Annotated in this window: 10 protein-coding genes; 9 read left to right on the top strand and 1 reads right to left on the bottom strand. The window is 50.6% G+C overall.

The window, feature by feature from the left end:
• Nucleotides 1-176: 176 nt before the first annotated feature.
• From NQU17_09515 to NQU17_09505, 3 genes are read left to right on the top strand one after another with little or no spacing between them, the layout of a single operon-like run.
• Complete coding sequence (locus NQU17_09515; protein ID UUM10902.1) at nt 177-1142, top strand: TAXI family TRAP transporter solute-binding subunit; 966 nt, start codon at nt 177-179, stop codon at nt 1140-1142.
• A complete protein-coding gene (locus NQU17_09510) occupies nt 1143-1607 on the top strand; it encodes a DUF1850 domain-containing protein (GenBank protein ID UUM10901.1) in 465 nt (154 codons plus the stop codon).
• Between the two features lie 11 nt (nt 1608-1618).
• Nucleotides 1619-3571 (top strand): TRAP transporter permease, encoded by a 1953-nt coding sequence (locus NQU17_09505; protein UUM10900.1) that lies wholly within the window; start codon nt 1619-1621, stop codon nt 3569-3571.
• A 486-nt stretch (nt 3572-4057) separates the two neighbouring features.
• Here the strand turns inward: NQU17_09505 and NQU17_09500 are convergent, their stop codons facing one another.
• Nucleotides 4058-5662 (bottom strand): transposase, encoded by a 1605-nt coding sequence (locus NQU17_09500; protein UUM10899.1) that lies wholly within the window; start codon nt 5660-5662, stop codon nt 4058-4060.
• A gap of 145 nt (nt 5663-5807) precedes the next feature.
• Between NQU17_09500 and NQU17_09495 the strand changes: the two genes are divergently transcribed.
• The 6 genes from NQU17_09495 to NQU17_09470 all read left to right on the top strand — a co-directional run bounded on the left by NQU17_09495 (nt 5808) and on the right by NQU17_09470 (nt 12975).
• The gene (locus NQU17_09495; protein UUM10898.1) at nt 5808-6488 is read left to right on the top strand and encodes a GNAT family N-acetyltransferase; all 681 of its coding nucleotides are present in this window, start codon (nt 5808-5810) and stop codon (nt 6486-6488) included.
• A gap of 117 nt (nt 6489-6605) precedes the next feature.
• Complete coding sequence (locus NQU17_09490) at nt 6606-7112, top strand: VOC family protein (GenBank protein UUM10897.1); 507 nt, start codon at nt 6606-6608, stop codon at nt 7110-7112.
• 173 nt (nt 7113-7285) lie between these two features.
• Nucleotides 7286-7696, top strand: a complete 411-nt coding sequence (locus tag NQU17_09485) for a hypothetical protein (protein ID UUM10896.1) — start codon at nt 7286-7288, stop codon at nt 7694-7696.
• A gap of 386 nt (nt 7697-8082) precedes the next feature.
• Complete coding sequence (locus tag NQU17_09480) at nt 8083-10473, top strand: FAD-dependent oxidoreductase (GenBank protein ID UUM10895.1); 2391 nt, start codon at nt 8083-8085, stop codon at nt 10471-10473.
• A gap of 323 nt (nt 10474-10796) precedes the next feature.
• Nucleotides 10797-11303 (top strand): GNAT family N-acetyltransferase, encoded by a 507-nt coding sequence (locus NQU17_09475; protein UUM10894.1) that lies wholly within the window; start codon nt 10797-10799, stop codon nt 11301-11303.
• A gap of 13 nt (nt 11304-11316) precedes the next feature.
• A complete protein-coding gene (locus NQU17_09470; GenBank protein ID UUM10893.1) occupies nt 11317-12975 on the top strand; it encodes a potassium/proton antiporter in 1659 nt (552 codons plus the stop codon).
• Nucleotides 12976-13021 lie beyond the last annotated feature (46 nt).

The following is a 13021-nucleotide window of genomic DNA, read 5'->3' as shown; positions in this document are numbered from 1 at the left end:
TTTTCGAAATACCATGAAAAATCATCTTTTATCCAGGTTTTTCCAAGGAAAAGACAATGGTCAAAATGCAGGAAATAAAAACTAAAACTGCATTTTTATCTCTTTCCCCTTGACATGATTGATTGCAACAATATACAATTTGACCAAGAAATCAAGAGAATTCAGGAGGATCAAACATGAACAAGAAATGGATCACTTTCATCGGGGCTGTGCTGTTGTCAGCCGCACTGCTGGCATCCTGTTCGGCCAGCGGAGCTGCCAAGCAGACCGTGAAACTGGCAACCGGAGGCAACACGGGAACCTATTATGCCTTTGGGACGGCGGTTGGTCAGATTCTGGGAGAAAAATCCGGAGTCAGCTTCAATATTCAGTCCACCGGAGCTTCCAAGGCGAATATCCAGCTAATCTCCGCGAAGGAAGTCAACATGGCCATCGTTCAGAATGACGTCATGGACTATGCCTTTAATGGCACGGATCTGTTCGCCACCGACGGTGCGGTAAAAGGTTTTTCAGCCATGGCCGGACTTTACGCGGAAGTGGTTCAGATTGTAGTGGATCCTGAGGCGGGAATAAAAACCATCGCCGACCTGAAAGGCAAGAGCGTCTCCGTCGGAGATGCGGGCAGCGGTGTGGAATTCAATGCCAAGCAGATTCTTGAAGCATACGGAGTGACTTTTGAAGACATCAAGAAGCAGAACCTGAGTTTCGCCGCTTCGGCTGACGCCTTCAAGGATGATAAAATCGACGCGTTCTTCTGTACGGCCGGAGCGCCCACCACAGCTATCATGGATCTGGTCACCACCAAGCCGATCCAGATCCTGGGCGTGGAAGCTGACAAGGCCGCCGCGTTGAAGGCGGCGCACCCGTTCTATACCACTTATGAAATACCGGCTGGTACTTACAGCGGAGTCGATGCCGCGGTTACGACCCTGGCTGTGAAAGCTACCTTCATTGTGTCGGATGAGCTGGATCAGGATACGGTCTACAAACTGACAAAGGCACTGTTTGACAATCAGGACGCCATTGCCAAAGCTCATGCCAAGGGCAAGGAGCTCAGCACCGCCTACGCGGTGGAGGGCATCTCCATCAAGTTCCACCCCGGTGCCGAGAAATACTACAAGGAAGTAGGAGCCCTTAAATAAATGAGGCGGTTTCGTCTGTTTCTGAGTCTGGCTGTGCTTGCGATCCTGCTTCTTACCGGATGTACTCAGGAAACAATGCTGGTGCTGCGGGAACAGGCTTCCGGCCGGATGATTGCTCAATGGCCATTTTCTGAGGGAGAGATTTTCTCACTGGAATTTGTTCATTCGGTCAATCAGAGCCCGGTCATCGACGAACTCACCCGATCCGGCGATCGGCTGCTTCCGGTCCGGACAATCTACAGCGGCCTGGGGGCTGGAGTTCAAACCGAATTGGGACCGAGCGAAACGCTGACCTACGACAGGGATGGACGAATGGTGATTTCAGGCTTTCAAACCAAGATTGAAAGCCTGAATCTCATTGTAGGAACTGTTTCAGATCACACGCTGACATTGAAAGGCAGGACGCTGAGCCTGCGGGAACTCTGCGGCAGGAACGCTGCCGTTTCATTCACCATCGAGCCATAAGGGGAAGTAACATGAGTCAATTAAACCACAAACAACCTGAACCAGACACGACTGCTTCATCAGCGGAACAGCCTAAAGCAATTGAAGAACTGATGGCAGAATTCGACAAGGAGTCTGCAACGCGCCATTTTCGTGGTCGACCCAAAAAGATCATCCAGGCCTTATTCATCGGCTTTGCCCTGTACGTCTTTTGGATGACGCTGATTGCGACTCCGCCGGAACAGGTCCGACGGGCATCATTTATCGGCCTGCTGATTTTCCTGGGATTTCTGGTTTATCCCGTGAAGAAAGCCCACATTGAAAGGGTAAACTACATTCCCTGGTATGACTATGGGTTTGCACTTCTGGGATCCGGGGCCTTTTTCTATTATGTCATCAACTTTCAGACCATCGTGGCCAAGGCCATCAACATCGGGCCCGTGGAGATCGCGGTTGGAGTCATCGGCACACTGATGCTGATTGAACTTTGCCGTAGAGTGGTGGGTATCCCCATTCTGGTGGTCGCCTTATCCTTTGTGGTCTATGCCTTCTATAAGGGGCACTCTCTGAAACGGGTGATTCACCAGTTGTTCTATACGACAGATGGCATCATCGGCACCCCATTGGGCGTTGCCGCCACGTTTATCGTCCTGTTTATCATTCTGGGATCGTTCCTGGAGAAAACGGGAATTGGAAACTTCTTCATTGATCTGGCCAATTCCATCGCAGGCTATGCCTCCGGGGGTCCGGCCAAAGTAGCAGTCATTTCCAGTGCTTTGGAAGGAATGTATTCCGGAAGTTCCGTTGCAAATACGGTCGGCAGCGGCAGTGTCACCATCCCAATCATGAAAAAAACCGGCTACAAGCCCGAATTTGCCGCCGCGGTGGAAGCAGCCGCCTCCACCGGTGGTCAGATCATGCCTCCGATCATGGGTGCGGCGGCCTTCCTGATGGCTGAACTCACGGATACGCCGTATTCGGTCATTGCGGTGACAGCCATTCTGCCGGCCCTGCTCTATTTCACCGGAATTTTCATGATGATTCACTTTGAAGCTAAAAAGCTTGGTTTGAAAGGTCTTCCCAAAGAAACACTGCCCAATTTCTGGAAACTTCTGCTGAAGAAGGGATACCTGTTCCTGCCCATTCTCACACTGATCGCATTGATGAGTCTTGGCCGGACTCCGGCCAATTCAGCCGTTTACGCCATCCTGGCCGCAGTGATTGTCAGCATGTTTTCCAAGGAAACCAGAATGAGTCCGGCAACTTTTGCCGAAGCTCTGGCCGGGGGATCCCGCAATACCATGGGCGTTGCGGTAGCCTGCGCCATCGCCGGCATTATCGTGGGCATTGTTACGCTGACCGGACTGGGCCAGGACCTGCTCAATGTCCTGATGTCAGTGGCCGGAACCAGTAAATTCCTGGCCCTGTTCCTCACCATGGTCAGCTGCATCATCCTGGGAATGGGAGTTCCGACCACCGCCAACTACGTCATCATGGCAACCATCACCGCGCCCATCGTCATGAGCATGGGCGTCCCCATGCTGGCTGCCCACATGTTCGTGTTCTACTTCGGCATCGTGGCTGACATTACCCCGCCGGTAGCCCTGGCGGCCTATGCCGGATCCGCTATTGCCAAGTCGGATCCCTTCAAGACCGGAGTGACAGCAACCCGTCTTGCCATCACAGCCTTTATTGTGCCGTACATCTTTGCCTACAGTCCGGCCATGCTGCTCATTGATACGACCCCGCTGGCGGTGGTCCGGATCGTAATCACTTCCTTAGTAGGGATCTTTGGGATCGCTGCCGGAATGGAGGGTTGGATGTTCACCCGGATGGCCTGGTGGGAACGGATCCTGATTATCGGAGCCGGTCTATTATCCATCGATCCCAGTCCCATAACGGATATTTTGGGAGTCGGACTGATGGCAGCCATCATTTTCTATCAGTTCAGCAAAAGCAAGCGCACCGTAGAAGCAGCTGCCTGAATGAACTCCATCAAATACCAATCAGATCAATCCGTCCCGAAGACTTCCACTACGGCAGGTTTCGGGACGGATCTGTTGTTGTGATCATCGGATCGAACGAGACCTGGAAGCCGGAGTCATCGGGTTCCGCTTGGCAAGGCCGGCCATGATCCTGTACTGCTGGTTAAGCTGAGGCAGATCCTTGAGGTCAGAGTAATGGGAATGACGTAACTCCGATGACTTATCTCCGATGACGTAACTCCGATGACTTATCTCCCATGAGCTAAAGATAGTGCTCCCTGTTATGGGAGCCGACATCTCTGCAATGGTGTGCTGTGACGTTGTCTCATGTCTTTTTTAGGAAACATGGTCTGATTGGCTGGGCAGTGTTGCACTGGGGATCAGAACGAGTGGGTCTGTCGAGATTGATCTTGCAGCGGGATTCATTTTCTTGGCTGGATCAAGGCATGGATGAGTTATAACCCAAATTCCTGGGAATTCTATAGTCTACACTTCAAAGTGGAGAATGGTTTGAAGAAATTCCTCCGGTTCGATGGCGAACGCGCTAAGAATGTCCTTTTGTTTCCTGGTCAGTGGCTGGAGCAAACTGCAGCCTGATCCATAATCGGTCCGCTTGATCGTTCCCATCTGTTTGACCAACCGGTTGATGGATTTCTCCCCGCTGTTTTTCCCATGATTGGTCAAATCCGACCACAGAATAAGACTCAAAAAGGCGACAAAGGCTTTCCCTTCTGTCGTCTTTTCTGTGTGCGTCAGAAAGCGGTCATAGTCGATGCTGTTTTTTAAATTCTGGAAGGCCTTCTCCACCATGTCCCGTCGCCCATAAAGTCGTAGTGCCTCCTCTGCGCTCTTATCCTGGGTATTGCTCAGCAGGCAGAACATGCCGGCCAGCTCAATCATCTCGGTGATCTTCTCGTGATTGCGTTCGTACTCCTCAATCGGTGATGCATTGCGTGTCACATCATAATACTTGTTATACCGAGTAATACTGATGGGCTTCATCTGATTTTGCAGCTCTTCCTCGAGACGATCAACATGCTGGTAGATCCGGGCTTCTTCATCCGCCGCACTGGATGTGTTCAGGTAGATGTGGAGGGTATAGGGCAACTCATTGATCTGGATCACTTTGGACAGTCCATAGCAGCTGGTCTGGGGGATGTGATAACGAGAGTGACGGATCACCGCGGTTGCCTCGATTAATGCCTGACGATAGATTTTCTGGGATTTGGGAGCAGCCATCAGGAAATTGAGTTGGTTCTGGGCCATGAAGCTCAGATTGTCCAGGGTGAGAAAGCCTCGATCCATGATGTAGAACAAATCATTGAGACCGACCAATTCGCCCAATTCCATCATATAGGGGAAAAAGGCCTTGTCCACGATACTTCCGCTGTAGATCTCATAGCAAAGCGGGAGGGCTGTCTTGGTGCCATAGAGCATGCCGATGTTGAGTTGCGGTAGGGTTTCCTGATCCCGATTATAGCCGTACTCTGCCATTTGGATCTCCGCATAGGTCGATATGCTCGTCACATCATAAGCCAGGGTCTGTTCCTCGTCTTTGTGGAGAGCACTCCAGAGCTTAAAAAACCGAAAGCGCTGCTCTTCGCTGATCTGTGCAAACAGTTCGCTGCTGCGCTGGGAATTCAGACTGAGCCTTGTAGAAAGTAGGCTCTCCCGGATGAACAGATCCAGATTCATCATGACATTGCCTTCGCAGACCATATAGATGGCCATCGCCAAAAGCTCTTGTGCCTGCAAGGGAAATACCTGTTGTAAAGCCTTGGTCAATCCAATAGCCTCAGCTCGCTGCCACAACAGAGCGATATGACCAGCCGCCAGAACCTCTTGAGGCGGGGTCAGGGAAATGGCATCGACTGGCAGCGGATAGAACTCAGTGAATCGTTCATTGGGGATCATCCAACCGGGACGAGTAGGATCCTCTTTGCCAATGGCAACTTCCTTGGCTGTAGGGGTACCCAATGCGTTTCTGTAGCGTTTTTCGACATGATAGACGCGTCTGGGCTTATCCGGGCCATCTTTTTTGTAGGTGATGCGCTCCGTGGGAATTGGGATTGAAATATTGAGCATTGCCATAATATCCCTCCTCTGTAGACTACTTATATTGTAGTCTACAGAGGGGTAATAAGCAAGATAAAAATAAATTAAGTCACAGAGTCATCTCGTATGAAATCGGCTCTGTGACTTAATTCGAGGGAAATCCAACATCTATGTCACCCAATTGGGAGATCAAACCGAGGGTGTAGACTATACTATTTCCGGGAATTGGGGTTATAATACTTGGAAGAGAACCTGGGAGATACCAACAGGTTTCGAAAAAGGAGACACGATGGACAGCAGAAGTCAGCAATGGGAAATTCGCCGGGTACAGGTGGAGGATGCGCAAGCGATGTTGGATTATCTTGAGGTGGTTTCCGCTGAAAGTGATAACTTGACGTTTGGGCCAGGGGAATTTGGAATGAGCCTGGAACAGGAAGTTCTTTTTCTGGAAGCCGCCGTAAAGCAGGAGCGCACCCTTTTTTTGATAGCGATCGCAGAGGGAGAGATCGTGGGCAACCTGACCTTTCATTCAGGCAAGCGTCCGCGGATTGCCCATCTGGGGGAGTTGGGGATCACGGTTCGTCAGAAGTGGTGGGGGCAGGGCATCGCCCGGCAGCTGATTCAAGAGCTGATCCAATGGAGCGGACAAAACGGCATCCGGAAAATTAATCTGCGGGTGCGAAGCGACAATGAGCGAGCAATCCGGCTGTATCTTAGATTGGGATTTCAGGTGGAGGGAAAGCTGACCCGGGACTTACGAATCGATGGCTGCTTCTATGACGCACTGGCCATGGGCTTACAGGTCGATCCCGAATCTGAGCAGGAGCCAGCTTCATGGGGAACGCCGATCGATAGGGAATGATTCACAGATTGTTGACGGAATCGTCGCCTGGTGGAGAAAACTGAAGGGAATTCAGGTGGTATAATCGGGGCATAAAACATTCAATAGCTCAAGTTAACTCTTGGAAAGGAGCAACTGATGAAATCCATCATTCCATCCCTTTGCTTTCCGGACAATAACGGCGAGGAAGCGATTCATTACTATATCAGCGTTTTTCCTGACTCTGAGCTGGTGGAGCTGGTCAGGTATCCCCGAGAGGAACTGGATATCCATTTTCAGGGGATGACTGATAAAGTTCTCTCAGCACGGTTCAATCTGAATCATCAGCCGTTCCTTGGAACGGACGGAGGACCCTATTTTCAGTTTAGTGAAGCGATTTCCTTCACGATTGAGTGCAGGGATCAGGCGGAAATCGACTATTACTGGAGCAAATTATCTCATGTGCCCGAAGCGGAACAATGCGGCTGGTGCAAAGACCGGTTTGGCGTCTCCTGGCAGATTGTGCCTGACAACATGGCAAAACTCCTGGTTACAGACGAACAGATCCGCGCCATGATGGCCATGAAAAAGATCCTGGTCGATGAACTGAGGGCTGCCGGAGCTGGCAATCAGGATGAACCGGGAACAGTCGGAACGGGCAAGTAGTTTCGTTTGGAACACAGGTTCCGCTTCTGCCATAATAAACGGCCCATTGCCTGAAACAGGCAGTGGGCCGTTCGGTTCGATCGGGCAAAGGGCTTGGGCGGGAGAGGCAGCTACCTGAAAAAAGGAATATAATGGAGGAAACAGAAGAAATAAAAACCGGGGGAGATGATTCCATGAAAAACCACATGAGAGGAACGCTTGGATTCTTCCTGACCATTTGTCTGCTGGTACTGGCAACCGCCTGTTCCGGGGGATCCAGCTACAGTGTGATGAATCCCCGAACCTTTCCGCTGATGGATGGAATGGCCATGCGCTATTCCAAAATGAATGGGAAAAAAGCCGAAACCATTTTCGCGGTTCGGGGGACCCGGCCGGTCCTGGATGTCGAAGTGGAGACAGTGAGCGGTTCCATCGCCATCGTAGTGGCGAAGAATAATGCCAGGGATGTGGTGATTGACCGGTATGACAATGTTCAGACCTCGCAGTTTGCAATCACGCTGCCGGAACCCGGTGAATATTACGTCTGGGTGGAAGCCAAGGATCATCAGGGCTCATTCTGGATTGAACTTCGACCGTCTCAATAAATATCGGAGCCGACGGGTTGAGCGGATGAACTGGATGTCTTGTGATTTTCTTTCACTCCGGATTCGTTCCGGAGCAGTCTGTGCCGGGATGAGTTCCATGATTGGATTGATCAGGTGATTGAGTACTGCGAAAATTATTGCGAAGAGGGAGTGATTCCGGAAATCTGGAATCATTCTTTTTTTTTCCTTTTATTGTAATATTTTAAGGTAACGGATAAAGATAAAATCGAGGATGGTCCAAACGTTCTGATTCATGTCGGAGAAGAAGGAACATCTAAGAAAAGTTGTTGAGATAACTAACTTTTCCTTCATTGCATTCTTTTTATTAAAATATTAACCGTGATATCATTAAGTTGACAAAAACTTAATGAAAGAGAGGCGACATGATGAAACGAAAATTAATCGCGCTATTTCTTTCGACATTGATGATTCTCTTGGGATGCGACACCGGCGGAGGCACGAATACAACAACAGCACTGACTACGGCTCCTTCAAGCACGACAGCAATCACTACTTCAGGACAAACTCAGCCTGCCACCACCACTGGCCAGGCACAGCAATATAAAGACGGAACGTATACCGCCGAGGCTTCGGGCTATGGCGGGCCGGTCAGCGTTTCCATCACCTTAGCAGGGGATGAGGCAACCAAGGTTGAAGCAGTGGGAGCTACTGAAACGGCTGAAATTGGCGGCAAGGCACTTCCGGTACTGGCTGAACGGATCCAAGCCGCTAACAACAGCAAGATCGACATTGTTTCAGGTGCTACGATGACTTCTCAGGCGGTGATTCAAGCTGCCGCGGATTGTTTCCGACAGGCGGAAGCAACGAAAACCGAAGTATCGGTCAAGATGAAGCCGGGAACCTACACGGCCAAGGCGGTCGGTTTCAGTCTGGCTTATCCGACAGTTGTGGAAGTGGATGTGACCGAGGACAAAATCACTGCCGTTCGGCTGACGGATCAATCCGGCGATACAACCACCATGATCGATACCGTAGAGAAGGCACTGTTTCCGCGAATCGTGGAGGCTCAAAGCGTGGGAATCGATGGTGTTACTGGCGCTACATCAACCAGCAATGCTGCCAAGCTGGCGGTTGAAGACTGCCTGAAACAGGCGCTGAAGGCGGGCGGATCTTCCGAGGATGCGCTGCTGCAGTTTATCAAGGTCGTAAAACCAGAGCTCACTCAGAAAGAACTGACGACGGATGTTCTGGTGGTAGGCATGGGCGGTGCGGGAACCTACACGGCTCTGCGGGCAGCAGAGGAGGGTGCCAAGGTTCTGGCCATTGAAAAACAGGCCCGGTACGGCGGAACAACGGCACTGACTTCCGAAATCATGTCAATCAATCCGCCCAAAGTAAAAAAACAATATAACGGCGGCAAAGATTACACCGACGCCGATGCGTTATACAAAGCCTGGTGGGAGTATACGGAAGGCGACGCGAAAAAGGAAATGCTGGATCTTTTCTTTGCCAAGTCCGGAGAAGCTTTTGACTGGCTGGCTTTGGAACAAGGCATTGTCTTTGATTTTGATGCCAAACCTGGATTTACGCCACAGGACTGGTACGAAGTGAAATTCCAGTGGTACTTTAAAACGGACAAACGGGGCGAAGTCGCAGCTAACTTTGATCGCCTGGTCGAAAAGTTCAAGAGCCTGGGCGGTGACTATATGCTGGAGACGGAAGCCACCGAGCTGATCACGGATGATCAGGGCGCAGTCGTTGGAGTAAAAGCCCATAACAAAGTCACGAATACAGACTACACCATCAAAGCCAAAGCGGTGGTAATGGCCACGGGCGGATTCCTTGGCAACGGGGACATGCTGAAGAAGTATCTGTCTGATCAGTACTATCCGCTGAAGGGTGAATGGAAGGTATATGGCAGTGCCCGGAATGACGGAAAAATGATTCAGGCTGCCATTGACAACGGAGCGGCTACCTATAATATCGGCATGCCTCCGGAAGTCCATATGTCCGGTTCGGCTGCTTTCCTGCAGCCAGGTCTGGGATTTAAGGTGAACTACCTGGAAGGCACCTACAGTGCTATCACAGGGAAGCCGGAAGCCTGGTCGGTGGCCGATCTCCCGATGTTTATGGGAATTTCTTCCGACAGTCTGGCAGTCGGACTGGATGGCAAGCGGTTTGCCTCGGAAACCGGAATTTCCATGCTGGATCCATGGCGGGCCGGCCCCAATTACTACAGTATCTGGAGCACCGAGCAGATCAATAAGATTCGGGACAACGGATTCAAGAACCAGCCGGGAGGACCCGCTTCGCGGTATCTCGGATACAATGGTCCCATTCCGAAAAATACACCGCTTCCTGAAGCGTTCGATGTTCTGGAGGCAGCGGTGAAGGAAGGTTTTGTCTTCAAAGCGGAAACCATTGAAGAGCTGGCAGGTCTGATCGGCATTCAGCCGGACATTCTGGCAAAGACGGTTGCTGATTACAACGGCTACGTCGGAAGCGGTACCGATACGGAGTTTAAAAAACCCGCAGAATTCCTCGTCAAAATAGGCGAAGGACCTTATTATGCGGTGAAAATGGCCAGTTATTCCTACAATACTTGTGCCGGACTCGATGTCAATTCGGATCTGCAGGTGTTGAAAACTTCTGGCGATCCCATTCCCGGGCTGTATGCCGTAGGCAGTGACAGTGCCGGTGTGCTCTTCAGCGAGAAAAAACCCTATGTGACTTTTGGCGGAGCCAATAACGGCTGGGTGCTGACCTCAGGGTACATCTGCGGAGAAAGCGCTGCAAAATATGTAAAGAGCAAATAGAGCTCTGGACGAAAGTCCGGACAAAGCATATCAAGAATCCTCAGGGGCTGATTCAATGTTCGGTCCCTGATTTTTTCGGAGTTTTTCAGAGTTTTTCAGAGTTTTTCGGAGCTTTTTCGGAGTTCTATCAGGGTTCTATCGTGGTTCTATTGTGCGTATTCGCGGTTCATTGGAGCTTCATTCGAGTTTCTTTCCTCGCTCGTCCACGGTTCTGGGTATAATGCCGGTTAAAGGATGAACTGATGCGAAATCATCGAATAATTTCTTGATTCCAGTGATAAAATGTAAGCAGGACATCAATTAATACAAAGGAATGACAGGATATGAACAATAAATCTTATTTCAGGTACGCCACTGAATCGGACGTGCCGTTAATTTTGGACTTTATTAAGAAACTGGCTGATTATGAAAAAATGTCAGATGAGGTCATCGCGACGGAGGATTTGCTGAACGAATGGCTGTTTGAGCGGAACAAGGCCGAAGTTCTGTTTCTGGTGGTCGATGAGAAAGAAGTAGGCTTTGCGCTGTTCTTTCATAATTTTTCCACATTTTTGGGTAGGGCCGGCATCTATCTGGAAGACTTATTTGTTCTGGAGGAACACCGCAAGAAGGGCTATGGCAGGGCAATTCTGCGAAAACTTGCCCAAATCGCACGGGAAAGAGGGTGCGGACGGCTGGAATGGTGGTGTCTGGACTGGAATAAGCCCAGCATCGATTTTTATCGCTCCCTGGGGGCACAGCCCATGGAGGACTGGACGGTATTTCGACTCTCAGGCAGTACGCTGCTTCAGGTGGCTGAGCAGGAAGATGAGTCGCTGGAATTGACGTAAGAAGGAGTGACATATGCAATATTTAGTAACCGGTATTATTTTGATTTTAGCATTAATTGCGATCCGGGTTTCCAACAAGCACGGAATACCGGCGCTGCTGCTGTTCATCGTCCTGGGAATGGGCTTTGGCGCGTTGGGCATACAGTTCAACGACTATGAATTCTCGGATGGATTCGCGACCGTCGCGCTGATGGTAATCATGTTCTACGGTGGATTTGGCACCCGATGGAAGATGGCGCGGCCGGTTGCCAAAGAGGCCATCGTCCTGAGTTCGCTCGGTGTACTGGCCACCGCCGTCATCACAGGCTTATTCTGCCATTTTGTTCTGGGGTTAAGTCTGCTGGAGGGCCTGCTCATCGGATCCATCGTAGGTTCCACTGACTTTGCCAGTGTCTCCAACATCCTGCGTTCCAAGAACCTGAATTTAAAGTACAGTACAGCCCCGATGCTGGAGCTGGAAAGCGGATCCAATGACCCGACGGCCTATACCATGACCATGGTGTTCCTGTCGCTTATTATCGGATCCGATGTATCCATTCCGCTCCTGATTATTTCACAGATCGCCATTGGCCTGGGCCTGGGCGCCGTATTCGCTCTCAGCATGGGCTATCTGTTCCGCAGCATGAGAATCCGGGCGGATGGTCTGTATGCGGTATTTATGGCAGCGGCAATTCTTGTCACCTTTGCGACAACCGGACTGCTGGGCGGAAATGGATTCCTGGCACTGTATATTCTCGGCATCTATCTGGGCAATATGGAATTCCACGGCAAACGGGAAATAGTCTTCTTCTTTGATGGATTTACGGAGATCATGCAGATCGGACTTTTCTTTATATTAGGTCTGCTGTCTGATTTCAGCAGTTTCCTGGCAGCCTTTCCCATGGCCCTGGGCATTATGCTTTTTATGACGCTTATTGCCAGACCCCTGACGGTCTACGGCCTGATGCTGCCCTTCGGCCTGAAGAAAAATCAGCTGAATATTCTGTCCCTGGCGGGAATCCGGGGTGCGGCGGCGATTGCTTTTGCGATCATGGCGGTTAACAGCGGTGCCTCGGTATCGGTGGACATTTACCACATTGTGTTCGGAGTGTGTCTGTTGTCTTCCCTCATTCAGGGTTCGCTGATGCCGGTGGCGGCAAAGCGCTGGGCAATGCTTGATCCCAATGATACGGTGCTCCAGACCTTTAATTACTACCAGGACAAGGCACAAATCGGCTTTCTGGAAACCAGGATTGAACCGGGCAGCAGCCTGATTGGAACCAGAGTGCGGGACCTGAATCTGACGTTTGACTTTATTGTCGCCAAGATTGACCGGGGCGGCCAGACAATCATTCCCAGAGGGGATACCATCATTCGCGAGGGCGATTTGATCATTCTGGGAGGGGAAACACATTTTGATGAAAGCGGCCAGGAACTGATTGAATTTTCAATTCCCCACGGACATCAGTGGCAGAACCGGAGGATCCAGGACCTGAACGATCTGGAACATCGTCTGATTATCATGGTACAGCGACAGGGTGCCCATATTATTGTGCCGGATGGGGAAACCGTTCTGCAGGAGGATGACAAAGTACTGATGATCGAGGTGAATCACAAAAACCATTCACAGAAGAAGGAAGGACGCACGAGCGGACTAAGCCGTCTCCGGAACAATCTCATGAACAGAAAATAAAGCGATTGAAGTGTATGTCCGTTGGTCTGCAAGACCAAGACACGAT

This window comes from Clostridiaceae bacterium HFYG-1003 (genome assembly GCA_024579835.1).
Classification (GTDB): Bacteria; Bacillota; Clostridia; order Clostridiales; family Clostridiaceae; genus JG1575.
This window is presented reverse-complemented; position numbering and strand designations above follow the sequence as displayed.